Genomic DNA, 21,449 nt, shown 5'->3' on the forward strand with positions numbered 1-21,449 from the left:
AATTTAATGTCTGGCAGTTCCCTACTCTCACATGGGGAGACCCCACACTACCATCGGCGCTACGGCGTTTCACTTCTGAGTTCGGCATGGGGTCAGGTGGGACCACCGCGCTATTGCCGCCAAACAAATTCTGTTCGTTCCCGTCTAAGTTTTCTCTTAAACCAGAACTTCAATCCTGAACAAGCTGTGTGTCCTTCACCTTTCGGCTTCTCACTTGCTTTGAAAATCAACTCAATCTCTCTTCTCGAAAACACCTTCGGTGTTGTCAGGTTAAGCCTCACGGTTCATTAGTATTGGTTAGCTCAACGTATCGCTACGCTTACACACCCAACCTATCAACGTCTTAGTCTTAAACGTTCCTTTAGGACCCTTAAAGAGTCAGGGAAGACTCATCTCAAGGCAAGTTTCCCGCTTAGATGCTTTCAGCGGTTATCTCTTCCGCACTTAGCTACCGGGCAATGCCATTGGCATGACAACCCGAACACCAGTGGTGCGTCCACTCCGGTCCTCTCGTACTAGGAGCAGCCCCTTTCAATCTTCCAACGCCCACGGCAGATAGGGACCGAACTGTCTCACGACGTTCTAAACCCAGCTCGCGTACCACTTTAAACGGCGAACAGCCGTACCCTTGGGACCTACTTCAGCCCCAGGATGTGATGAGCCGACATCGAGGTGCCAAACACCGCCGTCGATATGAACTCTTGGGCGGTATCAGCCTGTTATCCCCGGAGTACCTTTTATCCGTTGAGCGATGGCCCTTCCATACAGAACCACCGGATCACTAAGACCTACTTTCGTACCTGCTCGAGCCGTCACTCTCGCAGTCAAGCTGGCTTATGCCTTTGCACTAACCGCATGATGTCCGACCATGCTTAGCCAACCTTCGTGCTCCTCCGTTACTCTTTGGGAGGAGACCGCCCCAGTCAAACTACCCACCAGACACTGTCCGCACCCCGGATTACGGGGCTACGTTAGAACATCAAACATTAAAGGGTGGTATTTCAAGGTTGGCTCCACGCAGACTGGCGTCCACGCTTCAAAGCCTCCCACCTATCCTACACATCAAGGCTCAATGTTCAGTGTCAAGCTATAGTAAAGGTTCACGGGGTCTTTCCGTCTTGCCGCGGGTACACTGCATCTTCACAGCGAGTTCAATTTCACTGAGTCTCGGGTGGAGACAGCCTGGCCATCATTACGCCATTCGTGCAGGTCGGAACTTACCCGACAAGGAATTTCGCTACCTTAGGACCGTTATAGTTACGGCCGCCGTTTACTGGGGCTTCGATCAAGAGCTTCTCCTTACGGATAACCCCATCAATTAACCTTCCAGCACCGGGCAGGCGTCACACCGTATACGTCCACTTTCGTGTTTGCACAGTGCTGTGTTTTTAATAAACAGTTGCAGCCAGCTGGTATCTGCGACTGGCTTCAGCTCCATGGGTAAACCACTTCACCTAATGCCAGCGTGCCTTCTCCCGAAGTTACGGCACCATTTTGCCTAGTTCCTTCACCCGAGTTCTCTCAAGCGCCTGAGTATTCTCTACCTGACCACCTGTGTCGGTTTGGGGTACGATTAATGATAATCTAGAGCTTAGAGGCTTTTCCTGGAAGCGGGGTATAAGCTACTTCGCCACCGTAGTGACTCGTCATCAGACCTCAGCATATAGTGAACCGGATTTGCCTAATTCACCTGCCTACATCCTTAAACCGGGACAACCGTCGCCCGGCCAGCCTAACCTTCTCCGTCCCCCCATCGCAATTATCACCAGTACGGGAATATTAACCCGTTTCCCATCGACTACGCATTTCTGCCTCGCCTTAGGGGTCGACTCACCCTGCCCCGATTAACGTTGGACAGGAACCCTTGGTCTTCCGGCGTGCGGGTTTTTCACCCGCATTATCGTTACTTATGTCAGCATTCGCACTTCTGATACCTCCAGCATGCCTCACAGCACACCTTCACAGGCTTACAGAACGCTCCCCTACCCAACAATATTTACATATCGCTGCCGCAGCTTCGGTGCATAGTTTAGCCCCGTTACATCTTCCGCGCAGGCCGACTCGACCAGTGAGCTATTACGCTTTCTTTAAATGATGGCTGCTTCTAAGCCAACATCCTGGCTGTCTGAGCCTTCCCACTTCGTTTCCCACTTAACTATGACTTTGGGACCTTAGCTGGCGGTCTGGGTTGTTTCCCTCTTCACGACGAACGTTAGCACCCGCCGTGTGTCTCCCGTGATAACATTCTTCGGTATTCGTAGTTTGCATCGAGTTGGTAAGTCGGGATGACCCCCTAGTCGAAACAGTGCTCTACCCCCGAAGATGAGTTCACGAGGCGCTACCTAAATAGCTTTCGGGGAGAACCAGCTATCTCCCGGTTTGATTGGCCTTTCACCCCCAGCCACAAGTCATCCGCTAATTTTTCAACATTAGTCGGTTCGGTCCTCCAGTTAGTGTTACCCAACCTTCAACCTGCCCATGGCTAGATCACCGGGTTTCGGGTCTATACCCTGCAACTCATTCGCCCAGTTAAGACTCGGTTTCCCTACGGCTCCCCTATACGGTTAACCTTGCTACAGAATATAAGTCGCTGACCCATTATACAAAAGGTACGCAGTCACACCATAAAGGTGCTCCCACTGCTTGTACGTACACGGTTTCAGGTTCTATTTCACTCCCCTCGCCGGGGTTCTTTTCGCCTTTCCCTCACGGTACTGGTTCACTATCGGTCAATCAGGAGTATTTAGCCTTGGAGGATGGTCCCCCCATATTCAGACAGGATAACACGTGTCCCGCCCTACTCGTCGAGTTCACAACACTAACACCTTCGGATACGGGGCTATCACCCTTTACTGCCGGCCTTTCCAGACCGTTCTCCTGATGCTAATGCTGATTAAGACTCTGGGCTGCTCCCCGTTCGCTCGCCGCTACTAGGGGAATCTCGGTTGATTTCTTTTCCTCGAGGTACTGAGATGTTTCAGTTCCCTCGGTTCGCTTCGTTTGACTATGTATTCATCAAACAATAGTGCAACGAATTGCACTGGGTTTCCCCATTCGGAAATCGTCGGTTGTAACGGTTCATATCACCTTACCGACGCTTATCGCAGATTAGCACGTCCTTCATCGCCTCTGATTGCCTAGGCATCCACCGTGTACGCTTAGTCGCTTAACCTCACAACCCGAAGGTGTCTTTACCAACTGACCCGACGGTCAATTGAACACATTCACGTTGAGATTTTTGAGAGACTCTCACATTGTTTAAGCGATAAACAATGTGCGTTGTTTTCAATTTTCAGCTTGTTCCAGATTGTTAAAGAGCATAATTGTTAAACCAACTACAACGTAATTGGCTTAATCATTATTTGTGGGGAACGTCTTTCACTCATTCTCCGCGCAATTGGCGTCCCCTAGGGGATTCGAACCCCTGTTACCGCCGTGAAAGGGCGGTGTCCTAGGCCTCTAGACGAAGGGGACACTACAGTCAGCTTCGCAGACGCGCTTTTTGCTCTACTTTCTATCAGACAATCTGTGTGAGCACTTCACAAGTACACTTCAATGGTAAGGAGGTGATCCAACCGCAGGTTCCCCTACGGTTACCTTGTTACGACTTCACCCCAGTCATGAATCACAAAGTGGTAAGCGCCCTCCCGAAGGTTAAGCTACCTACTTCTTTTGCAACCCACTCCCATGGTGTGACGGGCGGTGTGTACAAGGCCCGGGAACGTATTCACCGTAGCATTCTGATCTACGATTACTAGCGATTCCGACTTCATGGAGTCGAGTTGCAGACTCCAATCCGGACTACGACGTACTTTATGAGTTCCGCTTGCTCTCGCGAGGTCGCTTCTCTTTGTATACGCCATTGTAGCACGTGTGTAGCCCTACTCGTAAGGGCCATGATGACTTGACGTCATCCCCACCTTCCTCCGGTTTATCACCGGCAGTCTCCTTTGAGTTCCCGACCGAATCGCTGGCAACAAAGGATAAGGGTTGCGCTCGTTGCGGGACTTAACCCAACATTTCACAACACGAGCTGACGACAGCCATGCAGCACCTGTCTCAGAGTTCCCGAAGGCACCAAAGCATCTCTGCTAAGTTCTCTGGATGTCAAGAGTAGGTAAGGTTCTTCGCGTTGCATCGAATTAAACCACATGCTCCACCGCTTGTGCGGGCCCCCGTCAATTCATTTGAGTTTTAACCTTGCGGCCGTACTCCCCAGGCGGTCGATTTAACGCGTTAGCTCCGGAAGCCACTCCTCAAGGGAACAACCTCCAAATCGACATCGTTTACAGCGTGGACTACCAGGGTATCTAATCCTGTTTGCTCCCCACGCTTTCGCACCTGAGCGTCAGTCTTTGTCCAGGGGGCCGCCTTCGCCACCGGTATTCCTCCACATCTCTACGCATTTCACCGCTACACATGGAATTCTACCCCCCTCTACAAGACTCTAGCTGACCAGTCTTAGATGCCATTCCCAGGTTAAGCCCGGGGATTTCACATCTAACTTAATCAACCGCCTGCGTGCGCTTTACGCCCAGTAATTCCGATTAACGCTTGCACCCTCCGTATTACCGCGGCTGCTGGCACGGAGTTAGCCGGTGCTTCTTCTGTTGGTAACGTCAATCGTTGATGATATTAGCATCAACGCCTTCCTCCCAACTGAAAGTACTTTACAACCCTAAGGCCTTCTTCATACACGCGGCATGGCTGCATCAGGCTTGCGCCCATTGTGCAATATTCCCCACTGCTGCCTCCCGTAGGAGTCTGGGCCGTGTCTCAGTCCCAGTGTGGCTGATCATCCTCTCAGACCAGCTAGGGATCGTCGCCTTGGTGAGCCATTACCTCACCAACTAGCTAATCCCATATGGGTTCATCCGATAGCGCAAGGACCGAAGTTCCCCTGCTTTGCTCCTAAGAGATTATGCGGTATTAGCTACCGTTTCCAGTAGTTATCCCCCTCTATCGGGCAGATCCCCATACATTACTCACCCGTCCGCCGCTCGTCAGCGAGAAGCAAGCTTCCCCTGTTACCGCTCGACTTGCATGTGTTAGGCCTGCCGCCAGCGTTCAATCTGAGCCATGATCAAACTCTTCAATTAAAAAGCTTGATGCTCAAAGAATGTTACTGTCGTTTGATTTCCGAAGAAACCAAATTACCTATTAATTCATATATATGAATTAACGTGTTAGTCACTCTTCAAGACTTAAAATCAAATATTTTTTTGATAGTGTCCTGTGAGTGCCCACACAGATTGTCTGATAAATTGTTAAAGAGCGGTGCGACTTAATCTTTTGATTATCGACTTTAGGTCGTTGTCGCGAGGTGTCGTATACTACGTTTTTTATTTAGAAAGTCAAGCGATTATTTTCAACTATTTTCTTTCTTCACCTCTGTTATCACGGGGCTTCGAGGTTTTCTTCGAGCCGGTTTGTCGTGATAACGGATGCGCATTATAGGGAGGGCGTATATTACGCTTTCCTCATTGAGAGTCAAGTATTTTTTTACTTAATCTTTTCAGATTCTCTCGCTGCCGGTTCAGTGTCCATCGCGCTTTGCGTTGGCTTGTTCCCGGTCAGTGGTGGCGCATTATAGGGAGTCAGAAAAATCTGGCAACCCTTTTTTTGATATTTTTTTTCGTTCGCTCAGCTTTTCAGCGAATTTGGCTTAAATTGCCAGTTTTTGCACCGATTTGAAGCCTTCTGCCTCAAGAACAGGGCGTAATTCTTGTAAACTGTCATTCATTAATAAGCAGTAAGCGAAGTCTTCTTCATTTGAATCCGTAACTTCAGCCTGATTATTGATGAGCCAAACGGTTCTTCTGGCAATCGCGGCGCCAGAATCAATGAATCGAGTTCCGCTTGGAAGCACTTTTTCTAACTCTTCTACTATAAGAGGGAAATGAGTGCAGCCAAGAATCACCGTATCTGGGGCTTCTTTCATTTTGATCCACGGTTTGACGGCTTGAGCCACTTCATCTAGCGGCAGTATTTCACCATGCAATTTTCTCTCTGCCAGTTGTACGAGTTCCGCTGAACCTAAAGAGATGACTTTGCAGTCTGTCGCAAAACGTTCAATCAGCTCTTTTGTGTATTCACGATTCACCGTACCTCGAGTTGCCAACAAACCAACTACACCATTACGCGTCAGTTTGGTTGCGGGCTTAATCGCCGGAACGACACCGACAATTGGGAAAGCAAAATTTGCTCTTAAGTTAGGTAAGCTCACCGTGCTTGCAGTATTACACGCAATGACGGCAATGGTGAGAGGATGCTTTTTCGCGATGGCATTAACGATTTGGTAAACCCTATCAATAATGAACTCTTCACTTTTCTCCCCGTAAGGGAAGGCTTCATTATCGAATGCATATATATAGTGCGCATTCGGGATCAGTTTTTTGACTTCACGATAGACAGATAACCCGCCCACTCCGGAGTCAAATACCAGAATGGTCGGGCGAACAGATAGGTTGTTATCAGAAGTTGTAGCTTCCTGTGAGGAAATATTCTCTTCCAGCGGTGCGATAACCATACGCGGTCTCATAGTCTTTATCGAACATATTAGCTATTTTACCACGAATTGTGAGATGTGAAGTGATTGGATATGCAGCTGTGATATCCCAAAGGCTAACGCCGCCAACTTTTGTACGTTGATAACTTTCATTGATATCGTAACGCTGCCCTATATATTGATAAGTTAGCCCCATTTCTACAGCCGCCATATTCCAATCTAATTGATACTTAACTTGCTGTTTGGCACGGCGATTCAGGATCTGATTGGTTTCTTTATTCCTAGGATCAATATACTGCAAGGTAAGCTGATGATGGAAAATCCATGTATCCATGTCTCCCACCCACTCAACACCTTTGATTCTTGCTTTCTTTATATTGCTATATTGCCCTTTAGGGCTAAAGTCGATCATATTATCGATATCATTTCTATAGGCTGTCAAACTCCAATCAAGTGGTCCACTAAGGCCTTCAATACCCCCTTCCCACTGTGCACTTTCTTCTGGGTTTAAATTTTCATTTGGCCCCCAACGACCGTACAGCTGATCTAATGTTGGTGCTTTATATGCAGTTGCATATGAACCAATCAGTCTATAACCTTCAATGAACTCCCATCCAGCACCTGTTTGCCATGTAGAATGCCAGCCATATTTAGAGTGATAATCACTGCGAACAGCGCCTTCGACAGTGACTTGGTTAAATTGGTTTTGTCCTGTTATATACAATCCTGTGTCATCAACACTACGTTTTTTAGCGATAAAATTATGATTTGGTTGAATCGATTGTCGATTCCAATCAATACCTGTACTAATCCCACCGTTATCTAACTTAAAGGTATTTCCCCATTGTAAGTTATATTGTTCAGAGTCCTTTAGTAATGAGGATTTATCATAGCGCCCTTTTCTTGGGTCAAAATCATAATCTTTTAAATGGCTATAACTGGAAATTAGTTGGGAAGAATAAATACCTTTCGTAAATTTAACGCCTACATCATAATTTCTGCTTGATAATTCGCGTGTATCTGTAATGACACCAGCATAATCCCAACTTGGTTCTGCATCATATTTTGTTCTGTTATCATAGCCATAAGCTCTGGCAAACCCACTGAACTCATCGCTAAATTGATGTTCAAGCCCCAACCATAATGTTTTATTCATAAATCCATCACGATCTGGTTGAGATATACCGCCTGTATTTCCACGAGCCTCAACATCGAATCCCCATGTATAGTTATATGAGGCTGATGCGGTTACTTTTGTTTTTTTCCCAATCTGCTGTTGAGTGGAGCCTGTGTAATTTTGATATCCATAACTACCAAGCGTTGCTTCTAATGTCGTTCCGGACTTAGATCTACCCGTGATAATATTGATGACGCCACCAATAGCATCAGAACCATAAACAGCGGAACGTGCACCTCGAATGTACTCAATACGTTGAACCATAGATAATGGAATTTGGCTCATATCCGATGAGCCACTGACACCTGCTTGATTCAGTCTAATTCCGTCAACAAGTACAAGAACATGTCCTGAATTTGTGCCTCTGACAAAAAGTGAACTTAGTTGACCTCGTCCACCACTCTGAGCAACATCCACACCCGGCAGGCGTCTCAATACATCAATCACGGTATTTGACTGCCAATGATCAATATCTTCACGGGTCACCACAGTCACTGGCGCTAATATAGAAGAGATAGGTTGCTCGAAACGGTTAGCAGACACCACCATTTCATCTGACGAATTAGAGCTTGCACTTGCCAAAGATGAAATACCGCACAACACTGCCATAGCTGCCACCGAAAGCGATAGCGACTTGTTATTATTCATTATGTTTACACTCGGAAAATCAATTAAATTAACATTCCGCGACGCCGAAAATCAGATCCGCGCTGAGATTCAACAAAGCGATAAGAAGTGTGGTAGGTATCGGACTTATAAAGTGACAAGTTGGGTTTCTATATATGAAGCGATATATAAAATAAAAATTCGACCTGTTATATCCCCTAAATAATTCAAGCTGCATGTAGGCGGCAAGCGAAGATATTCCTAGGAGCATACTGAAGTATGTGACTAGGATAGCTGAGCGATGCCAACACCCATGTAGTTTGAAGAATGACGGGGATACCTTAATTACCGTTGCGCGTCAGCTTTGGACTCTCACCAAATTCCCTAAAACCACGAACTATTATCCTAAGTTGAATAGTTGTCAGTGTCCATGAATCGATAATGAAAACTGGACATCTTCGCTGCTTGCCCTACAATTTCGCCCCTGATGTGAATTTTGACTGTTTTATGGGGCCATATGATGCAAAACACCTTGCACACCGAAGATTACGAACTGCAACTTGCAGAGAAAGTTGACCGTCTGAAGAGTTTGATGGCCCCTTATGCTGCGCCTGAACCTGAAATTTATTCATCTCCAACCTCCCATTATCGGATGCGTGCAGAATTTAGAATTTGGCACGAAGGCGATGACCTATTTCATATTATGTTTGATAAAGAGACCAAAGAACGCATTCGAATTGAGTCATTTCCAGTTGCTAGCCAGCTAATCAACGACATGATGACTGAACTTCTGCCTTTATTAAAACGTACTGAATTACTGCGCCATAAATTATTCCAAATAGATTACTTATCGACGCTGAGCAATAAGCTGATTGTTTCTCTGCTTTATCATAAAAAATTAGGGGAAGAATGGACGGAACAAGCCAAACAATTGAAAGCCGATTTAACGTCGAAAGGCTTTGATGTTCAAATTATTGGCCGCGCCTCTAAAACTAAAATTATGCTCGACCACGATTATGTTGATGAAGTTTTACCTGTAAAAGGGAAAAACATGATTTATCGCCAGGTGGAAAATAGCTTCACACAGCCAAACGCACAGGTGAATATTAAAATGTTAGAGTGGGCGATTGATGCGACTCAACATTCAACTGGCGATTTATTAGAGCTATATTGTGGTAATGGCAACTTTTCACTGGCGCTGGCTCAAAACTTCAATCGTGTTTTAGCAACTGAAATTGCCAAGCCTTCCGTGCATGCGGCGCAATACAATATAGAAGCTAACAAAATAGATAATGTGCAGATTATCCGAATGTCTGCGGAGGATTTTACTCAAGCCATGAATGGCGTTCGTGAGTTTAATCGTTTAGAAGGGATTAATTTAGCGGATTACCAGTGCAATACTATTTTTGTCGACCCACCACGCAGCGGCCTTGATGACAAAACTGTTCAGCTGGTTCAAGAATATGACCATATTCTGTATATCTCCTGTAACCCTGAAACGCTGTGCGATAATTTAGCGGAACTCACCAAAACCCATAAAGTCGAAAAACTGGCTTTATTTGACCAATTCCCATATACCCATCATATGGAAAGTGGTGTGTTACTCACTCGACGCTAATTATTCATAAAAAAACGCCGCACTATCATGTTGCGGCGTTTCTTTTTATTCAAAACTGATATTAATGTTCAGTTTCGCTTTCGAGAGCTTGTTCGTGTAGCTCTTTTTTACGTGCTTTCCAACTGGTATACATCCACAATGCAATAATGACAATCACCGTGGCCGGGATAAAGTTAGAACCGACATCAGGATGTTGGACGCGTAAAATCGCTGCGTAGCCAAACATGCCTAAGAAAAAGCTGCCGGCGACAAATTTTGGTAATCCCATTGGCATGGCTTGATTTAAATAACGCTGGTGTAAGCAGTAAACAGCCAAAATTAATGTGACGATTGGGAAGATAGAAAATTCCACAAGGGAATTAAACAGGGTAGAGAACGTTCCGTGAGTCGATAAGCCAATTACTAAAGATAACAGTAATGTGCTCCTCTCATAATTCTTGTGTTCCGTCATTGTCTCTCCTTTACTCTTTGGTTAAGTCAGGGTCTGTATCATTTTGTTTTTCTTGCTCGCGGCGGTACCAGTAATAAGCGCCTTTGGCTATCATACGTAGCTGCAACACTAACCGCTCTTCGAGGCGTCGACGTTTTTCTTCATCAATATCAAGCGCTTCAGCACCCGCACTAAATACGATAGTGACCATGGCTTCGGCTTGCATTTCCGTGAAATAACGCGGCGTGCGATTTTCTAATTCAAGATAATCCGCTAATTCTGCAATAAAATGTTGGATTTCTCGTGCGACCGCAGCACGAAATTCAGCAGAAGTTCCTGAGCGCTCACGCAATAGTAACCTAAACGCGTTAGGGTTATTACCAATAAACTCCATAAAAGTGGAGACTGATGTGCGGATCACACTCCCGCCTTTTGCGATACGTTGACGCGCTTGTCTCATGAGTTGGCGTAGCATCAAACCGCTTTCATCAACCATGGTTAACCCAAGCTCATCAACATCTTTGAAGTGACGGTAAAACGAAGTTGGTGCGATGCCCGCTTCACGAGCTACTTCCCGTAAGCTGAGGCTAGTAAAACTACGTTCTGCACTTAATTGGCTAAATGCCGCTTCCACGAGCGAACGACGTGTCTTTTCTTTTTGTTTTGCTCTAACGCCAATAGTGTTGCTCACGATTTTCCTAGTTTTCTACAATTAAAACGCCGCGAATAGATCAAAATATCACTTTTGAATACGCCCATCCGTTAAGCATACCTGAAAATTATTAATCTAGTTTAATGAAAAGATGACTCTCCCATCAATTTCGCCATTTTCAGAATTTCACCCAGCTTCATTTTTTTCTAGGCTGTGTCTTTTATCGACTTTTTTCCTATAAACTTTTTATATACTTTGCACCTCTTTATTTTTATCTACTTCCTATACTTATTTGTCTTTAGGATTTCGAATTGAGACAAGATGGCAAACGAATGTTACTATCACAACGTCCCTAGAATTAAAACAGGCTTACCTCATGCAACAACATACCCATTTTGATGCAATTGTCATTGGTTCCGGTCCTGGTGGTGAAGGTGCCGCTATGGGGCTGGTTAAACAAGGAAAAAACGTTGCTGTTATAGAACGTTATAATAGTGTCGGCGGCGGCTGTACCCACTGGGGTACGATTCCCTCTAAAGCCCTTCGTCATGCTGTTAGTCGCATTATCGAATTTAATCAAAACCCTCTATATAGTGATAATTCCCGCAGTTTACGCTCCTCTTTTTCTGAAATTCTTACTCATGCCGAAACCGTGATAAGTCAACAAACTCGCATGCGTGAAGGGTTTTATGAACGCAATGGTTGCCAAATGTTTTCTGGTGAAGCAACTTTTGTTGATGATCAGCATGTTAGCGTGCGCTATGCAGATGGAAGTTGTGATGTCCTAAGTGCAGATAAAATTATCATTGCGACTGGATCACGACCTTATTGCCCGCCTGATGTTGATTTTACCCACTCCCGAATTTATAACAGCGATACCATTCTCAGCCTTTCCCACGAACCTCGCCATGTGATTATTTATGGTGCGGGTGTGATTGGTTGTGAGTACGCATCCATATTTCGTGGGTTAGGGGTCAAAGTCGATTTGATCAACACTCGCGACCACTTATTGGCATTCCTTGATCAAGAGATGTCTGATGCGTTGTCTTATCATTTCTGGAACAGTGGCGTGGTTATTCGTCACAACGAAGAATATGAAAAGATTGAAGGTTTAGATGATGGCGTTATTGTTCATCTTAAATCGGGCAAAAAAGTGAAAGCGGATTGCTTACTTTTCGCGAACGGCCGTACTGGTAATACTGATAATATCGGTCTGGCGAATGTGGGAATCGAAGCGGATGGTCGCGGCTTAGTTAAAGTTGACCATGCTTATCGCACAAGTAATGAGCACATCTATGCTGTTGGTGATGTGATTGGCTATCCAAGCCTAGCTTCTGCGGCTTATGATCAAGGACGAATTGCGGCTCGCGCAATTACCTCTGGTTTAGGTAATGCCCATTTAGTTGAAGATATTCCGACGGGTATTTATACCATTCCAGAAATTAGTTCTGTGGGTAAAACAGAACAAGAATTGACGGCAATGAAAGTCCCTTATGAAGTCGGTCGTGCCCAGTTTAAACATTTAGCACGAGCACAGATTGCGGGTATGAATGTAGGTAGTTTGAAAATTCTCTTCCATAGAGAAACACTTCAAATTTTAGGTATTCACTGTTTCGGTGAGAGAGCGGCAGAGATTATTCATATCGGCCAAGCGATTATGGAACAAAAAGGTGAAGGGAATACCATCGAATACTTCATTAATACCACATTTAACTATCCAACCATGGCAGAAGCGTTCCGAGTTGCGGCATTGAATGGTCTAAATCGACTGTTTTAGCAAATCTCTACGCTTTACACTGAATGATTGGTTTTAGAATAAGTGATTGCAGGTTTATTCCCGCAATCACTTTTTTGTTTTTATCGCTTACTTTTTATTTCTGTAATACTTATCCATCGAGCTATAAATGGTTTCAGCAAGCTGCTCATAGCGTCCACGCAACGGAGAGCCCGGACGGTAAACTAATACAATTCGGCGTTTTGGCTCAGGTTCGATACAGTTCAAGTAACAAACTCCATCACGACAAGCCTCATGAGGTACCGCCAAATCTGGCAGTAATGTAATTCCGCTACCCGCTGCGACCATGTTTCTCAGCGTTTCTAAGCTCGTTGCTCTAAAATGAGTGTCTTCTTTTGCCCCGGCTTGGAAACAGAATCCCATCGCTTGATCACGTAAACAGTGACCATCTTCCAACATCAATAATTTCTCACCCGCTAATTCGCCCATTTCAACCGTGTCACGGTCATGCCATGGGTGATTTTCATAAATCGCGAGTTTCATTGGCTCTTCAAATAATGGCACCACAATAAATGGTTCCGTTTCTTTGACTTCTGCCAAGATGGCGCAATCCAACTTACCACTATCTAACTGAGCTAATAATTGCTGAGTCTGTGCTTCGTGTAAGTAAATTTCTAATTTAGGGTGCACACGATGTAATTCAGGAATAATGTGCGGAAGTAAGTAAGGTGCAACTGTTGGGATCAGCCCTATATGTAGAGGCCCTGACATGCTTTCACCTTGCAAAGCTGCCATTTCTTGTAGAACTTTTATCTCTCTTAAGATCGTTCTTGCCTGCTCAACGAGCAATAAACCTTGTTGAGTAAAAAGCACTTTTCGGCTGGTTCTTTCTAATAGCATCACGCCGAGCTCTTCTTCAAGCTTACGAATTTGACCGCTCAGCGTAGGCTGACTTACATGGCAAGAATCCGCAGCACGTCTAAAGTGCTTGTGCTCAGCAAGTGCAACTAGGTACTCCAGATCACGAATATTCATCCGCCTTTTTCCTCTCGTTATGCCTGACTATATAGATAATACCAATCATTATAAAGAATAGATAATATTTCATCTATCAATAAAATTAAAAAACACCCTTGCATTTTTAAGATTTATCTCATGTGAAAATGAAACAAATTGTAAGAATAAGAAAGTAAATATATTTCTATAATTTAATTGAGAAAAATAGTACCGAACAGAAGTATCAAACAACATTACTCTTATTTCGAGTAATATTATCCAAGTTAAATCACTAAATATTACTATTTTAAAATAAATAATTACCTAACCTAAATTTAACAATGACATAAAACTAGTACAATAATGCAAATTGATACAGAAAATAGCACTTCGTTCCAATAAATTGAACGGCCATTAATATTCATAAAGGTAAATTACACTATTGCTCTTAGATATGATAACAATTGTTATTAAGCTATTGTTTTTTCAGTAATATTTACTAATATTTCGAACATTGAATTTCGAATCATTTAGACAAATAATTACTGTAATCAAACGCAAAACAAATAACGCCAACGTAAAAATTGGCAGCTTAACTCGTAGTCAGACACCTTTTAGACGTTTAGATAAGTTAATTAAGGTAAGAAGAAAAAACGTGATAAGCATTGTGAGCATTGGATTCCGCTACAAAAGACATTAAGTCACTTTAAAACTAAGGAATGTTCAATACAGATGATATCAAATGTAAAACGCATATTGTTTATCATGAAAGTACGGAATATTGATACTTAGCCATCTAGATAATTTCTCTTATATTTCTATATAGAATGATTATCAAAAACCTTCTAAAAAATGACAATAACGAATGGCTCAAAACACACTAATGGAACTTAATACCCGAAAATAAGGTAATAACAATTATAAAGAACATAGCTTTATTAAGTATTACCCCATAGTAATGAAACATTTTGTTATATTCTCTTTCATATTTAATTAAAGTTTGTAAATACATATAAAAAAATATATTAAAGTGATCTGCATAGATTTTGATATACATTATCAATCACTCAATGAATGAGTGCATACAAATCTCATGAATTGAATTTTTCATTCGAAAATATCGAATAAAAAGGTTTTTTACACCATAATTATAAACTAAATGGTGATTAGATAGTTTTTTATGGGTGGGTGCTTTTACTTATACTATATTTAACTTATCCCATATTGTTTAATTTAATTTTAAAATTTCCATACATTTGATTTTCAATATTTACACCTTAATCGAGTTATTTGAATTATTATATGCTCCATCAAATAGCACGAGGTAATTGAAAAAATAAAAGTAGCCAATATATACCTTACGCAATGCCGAATTTATTAAATTAAGCCACTTAAACAAATTGATTAAACACAAATCAGTTAGGGGATACTATTATGAAAAATTTAACATCAATCGCTAAAAAAACCTTCTCTCGCGCAGTCATGGCATTATTACTCATTCCTGCTTTTAGTGCCGTTAATGCCTATGCAGAAAACAGCGAGCATAACGGTACCATCCAATTTACCGGCTCAATTGTCTATGCATCTTGCTTGAATGAAGTAAATAATAATAGTGTCACTGTAAATTGTTTAAACGACAATGACGATATGGTTGCCAATAGCATTGACCTGAAAAAATTAGTAAAAACTCAAGGTTGGAAAGTCCTGAATGGCGGTCGAAGTGTTTATTCTTATGATTGGGTGAATGAAGACAAACAGATGGGTATGTTAACAATTAAATATAGTTAAGATTAAACGTTATGGAAATTGGGGTAGCCATGCTACCCCCCATTTTTTGCTACATTTTCTTTATTTACATCTTCAAGCGAGTTCTCGCATCTACAATGGCTTTTGCCACCTGCTTTTGAGATACCCCACCTTTTGCTAATCGCTTATCAAGACAAGACTGTAGAGATAAAATCTCATACACATCCAGTTGGATAGTTGCACTGAATTTTTGTAAATCACTTAATGCCATCTCTTCTAATGCTTTGCCCTGCGCTATCGCAGCCACAACAGCTTCACCCACAATATGGTGAGCTTCACGGAATGGAACGCCTTTTGCGACTAAATAATCAGCCAGCTCGGTCGCATTTGCATATCCTTGTTTTGCTGCATCTTCACAACGAGGACGACGAATTTGGATGCCATCCAGAACAAGTACCGCCATATGCATACAATCTAACCACGTATCAAGGGCATCGAATAACCCTTCTTTGTCTTCTTGCATATCTTTGTTGTAGGCAAGCGGCAATCCTTTCAGTGTCATCATCATGCCGGTTAATGCCCCTTGAACACGGCCACATTTACCACGAATTAGCTCCAATGCATCAGGATTTTTCTTTTGCGGCATCAGCGACGAACCTGAAGTCACTTTATCAGATAGCTCCACAAACCCGGCTTCGCCACTGTTGAAGAAAATCAGATCTTCAGCAAAGCGTGATAAATGTACCATACCGATGCTTGCGTCGGATAACAGCTCTAACACATGGTCTCTATCAGACACCGTATCTAAACTGTTACGCGTTGCGGAGGAAAAACCTAACCATGATGCCAATTGCTCACGGTCAATATCATAGGCAGTACCCGCCAATGCCCCACACCCTAATGGGCTGACATCTAAACGTTTTAAAGTATCTTGCAAACGACTTTCATCACGAGACAACATTTCGCAATACGCTAAACACCAATGAGCGAATGTCACTGGCTGGGCACGTTGTAAGTGGGTATAGCCTGGCATCACGGCATCTTGGTTATGTTCAGCAGTGATGACCAACGCTTTTTGTAACTCAGTCACAGCTTCTAATAACAGCGCCACTTGGTCTTTACACCACAGTTTTAAATCTGTCGCGACTTGGTCATTACGGCTACGACCTGTGTGCAGTTTTTTCCCTAAATCACCGACTTTATCAATCAGTTTACCTTCGACCCAGCTATGGATATCTTCGGCGTCGCTTTGCAAGATAATCTCAGGATCGGCTTGCACTTCCGCCAATAGCGCATTGAGTGCTTGCTCAAGAGATTTTTGCTCGCTATCAGACAGCACGCCAACTGTGACCAACGCTTTTGACCATGCCACAGAACCAATAATATCCTGCTCAGCTAAGCGATAATCAAAACGCAGTGAATCATTGAATTGTTTAAACCGTTGATCTGCCTGCTGACTAAAACGTCCACCCCAAAGTGCCATAACGAGTCCCTACCTGATTGATAAAATAAGTGTCTGCCCGACAGCCCTATCTGGCTGTCGGGTCATACTGATAAAACTATTTTGCTTTGTTCTGTTCTTTCAGCGCACGAATACGTGAAGAGAGTGAATAGAGACGGATAAACCCACCAGCATGGCTGTGATCGTAAACTTCATCTTCACCAAATGTTGCAAACTCTTCAGAGTACAGGCTCTTATCCGCTTTTTTCTGGATAGCAGTCACTTGCCCTTTATACAGTTTCAGAACCACTTCACCCGTCACATCCTGAGCCAGAGATTCTGCCGCCGCTTGCAGAGAATGACGAAGTGGCGCAAACCAGCGACCATCATACACTACGTAAGACATTTCTAGACCTAACTGCTCACGCCATTTGTAGCTATCGCGGTCTAATACTAATTGCTCAACACCACGTAGCGCGGCCATCATGATGGTGCCCCCTGGGGTTTCATAGCAACCACGGGATTTCATACCCACTAAACGGTTTTCTACGATATCGATACGACCCACGCCATGTTTTGCACCCAGCGTATTTAATGTTTCTAAACAACCCAATGGAGACAGTGTCTTACCATTCACAGAAACCACTTCACCGTGTTTCACACCCACTGTCACCAGCTCGGCTTCATCCGGTGCGTCTTTCGGATCAACCGTCCATACCCAGCAATCTTGGTTGGCTGCATTCCATGTGCTTTCTAATACGCCGCCTTCGGTAGAAATGTGCCATGCGTTTTCATCACGGCTGTAGATTTTCTCTAAGCTAGCGGTAGTTGGAATATTACGTTCTTTCAGGTAATCCAGCAGGGCTTCGCGGGAACGTAAGTCCCACTCACGCCATGGCGCAACCACTTTCAGTTGTGGTGCTAAAGCGGTGTAAGTGCTTTCGAAACGCACTTGGTCATTACCTTTACCGGTTGCGCCGTGCGCGACTGCGTCTGCGCCAACTTTCAATGCGATTTCAACTTGCGCTTTAGCGATAATTGGACGCGCCATTGACGTACCCAGTAAATAGCTACCTTCATACAATGCACCCGTTTTCAGTACTGGGTAGATATATTCCTTGATAAACTCTTCACGCAGATCAACCACATAGCATTCAGAAGCACCTGATTGCAGGGCTTTTTTCTCAACACCGACTAAGTCTTCTCTGTCTTGACCCACATCAGCAACGAATGCCACGACCTCACAGTCATCGTAGTTCTCTTTTAACCATGGAATGATAGCCGACGTGTCTAATCCACCGGAGTAGGCTAATACAATCTTCTTAATACCCTTTTTCATAAATTACCTGTCCCAATTCTTTTAAAATAAATGTTTGATTTGTCTGTTTGCTTGCTCAGCTCTTCATTCAAGAAGCAAGAATTCGTGTGCCAATCGCGGTGCCATTAAATAATGATGGCAATTGCTCCGCATGGCGCCAGCTTGCAATATCCACTGGACGTTGCAATGTGGACGCAGCTTCTAACGCCGCATTCACTTTGACTATCATTCCATCAGTGATGATGCCTTGATCGATAAGTTTCTGGGCTTTGGCGGTAGTCATTTCATCAATCTTTTGACCTTTACCATCTAAAATACCGCTCACATCAGAAAGCAGGACTAAATCTGCATTCAGTGCTTGGGCAATCGCTGTCGCGGCTTGGTCTGCATTGACGTTCATCAGTTGCCCCTCTTCGGTGATCCCGATAGAGCTAATGATGGGTAAATATCCCGCAGACAGTAATAATTTCAGTAACTTCGCATCACCCGCTTTCGCGCTACCCACATGGCCTAACTCATCATTAATTTGCGTAACCACTGCGCTGTGTCCATCCCCAAGGGATAAACCCACCGCTTGCAATTGATGTTTAATCGCCCATGCCAACAAGGTTTTATTCGCCGTTCCGGCTAACGCACCAGTAATAATGTCGATTTGGTCTGCTGGCGTAACGCGCAATCCTTGCTTTTTCACGACGGGTAATTGCAGTTTTTGCATTAATTCATCAACTAAACACCCACCACCGTGAACAATTACTAGCTCACGTTGATGAGCCTGACGGTAGGTTTGGATCGCCGTAAATAATCTTTCTAGGGCTTCTTCGCTATCGAGTAACACACCACCCAATTTAATGACTAAAGGTTGCATGGGGATTTATCCTTAATAAATTGCCATAAGAGCATTAAAGTAATGACTGCGTTTCGTTGAAACCAAACCGAATATTCATGCACTGAACAGCTTGCGCTGCGGCACCTTTTAATAGGTTATCTTCTGTACCCACTAAAATCAGGTGCTCACCTTTCAATACAAAGCCGATATCACAAAATGGCGTGCCAACCACCGATTTCAGTGCAGGAACCCCTTTGTCATATAAACGAACTAACGGTTTGTTGTGATACGCATCTTTAAATGTTTGGCTAATTTGCTCCGCTGTAACGCCGGCTTTCACTTTACAAGTGATGGTCGCCAGTATGCCCCGTGCAAAATTGCCTAAATGTGGCGTGAAAATCACGTCTCTACCTAGATGCGTTGCGATTTCAGGTTGATGACGGTGAGTGAAAATACCGTAAGGCTGTAAGCTCACTTCGCAAAAGCTGTTCGTCATGGAAGCTTTACGCCCTGCCCCTGAAACTCCACTGGTCGCATTAATCACTGGCCACATGTTTTCATCGAGTAAATCTGCTTCAATCAGCGGCTTTAATGAAAGTTGAGAAACCGTTGGATAACACCCTGGTACCGCAATCAGCTGAGCTTTACGGATTTTATCTGCCTGCCATTCCGCTAAACCGTAAACTGCTTGCATTAACCACTGGGTATTTGTATGTTCGAAACCGTAGTATTGCGGATAAAACGCCGCATCTTGAACACGATAAGCACCCGAAAGGTCAAACACCACGCAACCCGCTTCAAGAAACTGGGGCGCGATGTCATGGCTCACTTCATGGGCGGTCGCGAGGAAAACAACATCGACCCCTTTTGCTGCCTCAGCCACATCGGTAAGTGGCTGAACCGGAAGGTCGATAATGCCTTTATACTGGGGATGTAAATCAGAAAAGCATTTACCTGCATCCGCACTTTGTGCGGAAACCATCAGCCCAGAAAGATGAATATCGGAGTGACGTTGTAAGTAAGCGGCTAATTCTGCTCCAGTATAACCACTGGCCCCGACAATGAGTGTGTTCAACATGTGTTTTCTACCTTGTACTCGTGACCCAAACAGTTTAATGTGTATTTTTATTCAAATAAAGTGCATGAATATTGATACTATTATGGATAAAGGCTGTCAACAGTGAATATTAAATTACCTGCATTTATTGAGATTTATCGTCAATTAATCGCCACTCCGTCGATTAGTGCGACCGATTCGCAACTCGATCAGAGTAACCGAGCGCTGGTGGAGCTATTAGGTGGATGGTTAGAAACCTTAGGCTTTACTGTGAATATTCAACCGGTCCCTGATACCCGAGATAAATATAACCTGTTAGCCTCGATTGGTGAGGGTAACGGAGGGTTGATGCTATGCGGTCATACGGACACCGTCCCATTTGATGACGGTCGCTGGAGTAAAGATCCGTTCAAGCTCACCGAACATAATGGCAAACTGTATGGGCTAGGCACCGCAGATATGAAAGGCTTTTTTGCCTTTATTATTGATGCATTACGTGATGTTGACCTCAGCACCTTAAAGCGCCCTTTACATATTCTCGCCACGGCAGATGAAGAAACTTCGATGGCGGGTGCTCGCTTTTTTGCAGCAAGCACCGAGTTACGCCCTGATTTCGCCATCATCGGTGAACCAACTTCATTGCAGCCTATTCGCGCGCATAAAGGGCATCTTTCCAATGCCATTCGTATTACAGGTCAATCTGGGCATTCCAGTGATCCAGATAGAGGCGTTAATGCCATTGAATTAATGCATGAATCTATCTCTCACTTAATGACCTTAAGAAATACATTGAAAGAGCGCTATAACAACCCTGCGTTTGTGATCCCCTATCCAACCATGAATTTCGGTCATATTCATGGTGGTGATGCAGCGAACCGAATTTGTGGTTGCTGTGAATTACATATGGATATTCGCCCACTACCAGGTTTAACGTTGCAAGATCTGGACGAGCTACTCAATGAAACTCTCGAACCCGTTCGTGCAAAATGGCCGGGTCGCTTAGCCATTGAAGAGATGCACCCACCGATCCCCGGCTATGAATGCCCGACAGATCATAAAATGGTGGCAGTCATTGAACAGCTATTAGGTAAAAAAGCGGAAACCGTGAACTACTGTACAGAGGCGCCATTTATCCAAGAGCTTTGTCCAACACTGGTGCTGGGTCCCGGCTCTATTGAACAAGCCCACCAGCCTGATGAGTTCATCGATATGAGCTTTATTGAACCAACCCGCCAACTCATCAGCCAAATGGTCGAGCACTTCTGTTTCACTGAATAGTATTTTACTAAATAATGTTGTACTGCATGCGGAGTCACTCAGCTCCGCATCTTCCCATCAT

The 21,449-nt window shown here is 44.0% G+C and carries 13 protein-coding genes, 1 tRNA gene and 3 rRNA genes; 4 read left to right on the top strand and 13 right to left on the bottom strand.

Annotated elements, in window-relative coordinates; genetic code table 11:
• Window positions 1-8 precede the first annotated feature (8 nt).
• The 6 genes from rrf to btuB form a co-directional block, all read right to left on the bottom strand.
• Window positions 9-124: ribosomal RNA gene (gene rrf / locus HFU86_RS00005) — 5S ribosomal RNA — on the bottom strand.
• 142 nt (window positions 125-266) lie between these two features.
• Window positions 267-3,172 (bottom strand): 23S ribosomal RNA (locus tag HFU86_RS00010).
• A 226-nt stretch (window positions 3,173-3,398) separates the two neighbouring features.
• Window positions 3,399-3,474 (bottom strand) — tRNA-Glu (locus HFU86_RS00015).
• 85 nt (window positions 3,475-3,559) lie between these two features.
• A 16S ribosomal RNA gene (locus HFU86_RS00020) occupies window positions 3,560-5,099 on the bottom strand.
• Together the 16S, 23S and 5S rRNA genes with 1 tRNA gene alongside form the textbook arrangement of a ribosomal RNA operon.
• Before the next feature lie 566 nt (window positions 5,100-5,665).
• The gene (murI, locus tag HFU86_RS00025; RefSeq protein ID WP_187129796.1) at window positions 5,666-6,529 is read right to left on the bottom strand and encodes a glutamate racemase; all 864 of its coding nucleotides are present in this window, start codon (window positions 6,527-6,529) and stop codon (window positions 5,666-5,668) included.
• The gene (gene btuB / locus HFU86_RS00030; protein ID WP_132497069.1) at window positions 6,474-8,333 is read right to left on the bottom strand and encodes a TonB-dependent vitamin B12 receptor BtuB; all 1,860 of its coding nucleotides are present in this window, start codon (window positions 8,331-8,333) and stop codon (window positions 6,474-6,476) included. Before btuB ends, murI begins: the two co-directional genes overlap by 56 nt.
• 478 nt (window positions 8,334-8,811) lie before the next feature.
• Here btuB and trmA point away from each other — a divergent pair, with 478 nt between their 5' ends.
• The gene (gene trmA, locus HFU86_RS00035) at window positions 8,812-9,909 is read left to right on the top strand and encodes a tRNA (uridine(54)-C5)-methyltransferase TrmA (RefSeq protein ID WP_187129797.1); all 1,098 of its coding nucleotides are present in this window, start codon (window positions 8,812-8,814) and stop codon (window positions 9,907-9,909) included.
• 61 nt (window positions 9,910-9,970) lie between these two features.
• On the opposite strand, the gene HFU86_RS00040 is transcribed toward trmA, so the two are convergent.
• Together HFU86_RS00040 and fabR are read right to left on the bottom strand one after the other, a co-directional pair.
• Window positions 9,971-10,360: a YijD family membrane protein gene (locus HFU86_RS00040; RefSeq protein WP_036950904.1), complete on the bottom strand. Its 390-nt coding sequence runs from the start codon at window positions 10,358-10,360 to the stop codon at window positions 9,971-9,973.
• A gap of 10 nt (window positions 10,361-10,370) precedes the next feature.
• Window positions 10,371-11,030, bottom strand: coding sequence for an HTH-type transcriptional repressor FabR (gene fabR, locus HFU86_RS00045; protein WP_036950902.1), 660 nt, complete (start codon window positions 11,028-11,030; stop codon window positions 10,371-10,373).
• A gap of 337 nt (window positions 11,031-11,367) precedes the next feature.
• Here fabR and sthA point away from each other — a divergent pair, with 337 nt between their 5' ends.
• A complete protein-coding gene (gene sthA / locus HFU86_RS00050) occupies window positions 11,368-12,768 on the top strand; it encodes a Si-specific NAD(P)(+) transhydrogenase (protein WP_036950900.1) in 1,401 nt (466 codons plus the stop codon).
• 87 nt (window positions 12,769-12,855) lie between these two features.
• Here the strand turns inward: sthA and oxyR are convergent, their stop codons facing one another.
• Window positions 12,856-13,761, bottom strand: a complete 906-nt coding sequence (gene oxyR / locus HFU86_RS00055) for a DNA-binding transcriptional regulator OxyR (RefSeq protein WP_036950898.1) — start codon at window positions 13,759-13,761, stop codon at window positions 12,856-12,858.
• Window positions 13,762-15,156: 1,395 nt separating this feature from the next.
• Between oxyR and HFU86_RS00060 the strand changes: the two genes are divergently transcribed.
• Window positions 15,157-15,510: a hypothetical protein gene (locus tag HFU86_RS00060; protein WP_132497068.1), complete on the top strand. Its 354-nt coding sequence runs from the start codon at window positions 15,157-15,159 to the stop codon at window positions 15,508-15,510.
• A gap of 64 nt (window positions 15,511-15,574) precedes the next feature.
• On the opposite strand, the gene argH is transcribed toward HFU86_RS00060, so the two are convergent.
• From argH to argC, 4 genes are all read right to left on the bottom strand, one after another.
• On the bottom strand, window positions 15,575-16,951 hold the full coding sequence (gene argH / locus HFU86_RS00065) for an argininosuccinate lyase (protein WP_132497067.1): 1,377 nt from the start codon (window positions 16,949-16,951) through the stop codon (window positions 15,575-15,577).
• Window positions 16,952-17,027: 76 nt separating this feature from the next.
• A complete protein-coding gene (locus HFU86_RS00070; RefSeq protein WP_132497066.1) occupies window positions 17,028-18,248 on the bottom strand; it encodes an argininosuccinate synthase in 1,221 nt (406 codons plus the stop codon).
• A 67-nt stretch (window positions 18,249-18,315) separates the two neighbouring features.
• Window positions 18,316-19,092 (bottom strand): acetylglutamate kinase, encoded by a 777-nt coding sequence (argB, locus tag HFU86_RS00075; protein WP_036950890.1) that lies wholly within the window; start codon window positions 19,090-19,092, stop codon window positions 18,316-18,318.
• Window positions 19,093-19,126: 34 nt separating this feature from the next.
• Window positions 19,127-20,131: an N-acetyl-gamma-glutamyl-phosphate reductase gene (gene argC / locus HFU86_RS00080; RefSeq protein ID WP_187128466.1), complete on the bottom strand. Its 1,005-nt coding sequence runs from the start codon at window positions 20,129-20,131 to the stop codon at window positions 19,127-19,129.
• Window positions 20,132-20,233: 102 nt separating this feature from the next.
• Here argC and argE point away from each other — a divergent pair, with 102 nt between their 5' ends.
• Entirely contained in the window at window positions 20,234-21,388 is a 1,155-nt protein-coding gene (gene argE / locus HFU86_RS00085) for an acetylornithine deacetylase (protein ID WP_187128467.1), read from the top strand.
• Window positions 21,389-21,449: the final 61 nt, after the last annotated feature.

This window comes from Providencia sp. JUb39 (genome assembly GCF_012272845.1).
In the GTDB taxonomy this organism is placed as follows: domain Bacteria; phylum Pseudomonadota; class Gammaproteobacteria; order Enterobacterales; family Enterobacteriaceae; genus Providencia; species Providencia lanzhouensis.

What these genes read in the sequence shown, in the direction of transcription:
- murI (WP_187129796.1), bottom strand. Translation starts at nt 6,529, where the DNA reads ATGGTTATCGCACCGCTGGAAGAGAATATTTCCTCACAGGAAGCTACA.
- btuB (WP_132497069.1), bottom strand. Translation starts at nt 8,333, where the DNA reads ATGAATAATAACAAGTCGCTATCGCTTTCGGTGGCAGCTATGGCAGTG.
- trmA (WP_187129797.1), top strand. Translation starts at nt 8,812, where the DNA reads ATGCAAAACACCTTGCACACCGAAGATTACGAACTGCAACTTGCAGAG.
- HFU86_RS00040 (WP_036950904.1), bottom strand. Translation starts at nt 10,360, where the DNA reads ATGACGGAACACAAGAATTATGAGAGGAGCACATTACTGTTATCTTTA.
- sthA (WP_036950900.1), top strand. Translation starts at nt 11,368, where the DNA reads ATGCAACAACATACCCATTTTGATGCAATTGTCATTGGTTCCGGTCCT.
- oxyR (WP_036950898.1), bottom strand. Translation starts at nt 13,761, where the DNA reads ATGAATATTCGTGATCTGGAGTACCTAGTTGCACTTGCTGAGCACAAG.
- HFU86_RS00060 (WP_132497068.1), top strand. Translation starts at nt 15,157, where the DNA reads ATGAAAAATTTAACATCAATCGCTAAAAAAACCTTCTCTCGCGCAGTC.
- argH (WP_132497067.1), bottom strand. Translation starts at nt 16,951, where the DNA reads ATGGCACTTTGGGGTGGACGTTTTAGTCAGCAGGCAGATCAACGGTTT.
- HFU86_RS00070 (WP_132497066.1), bottom strand. Translation starts at nt 18,248, where the DNA reads ATGAAAAAGGGTATTAAGAAGATTGTATTAGCCTACTCCGGTGGATTA.
- argB (WP_036950890.1), bottom strand. Translation starts at nt 19,092, where the DNA reads ATGCAACCTTTAGTCATTAAATTGGGTGGTGTGTTACTCGATAGCGAA.
- argC (WP_187128466.1), bottom strand. Translation starts at nt 20,131, where the DNA reads ATGTTGAACACACTCATTGTCGGGGCCAGTGGTTATACTGGAGCAGAA.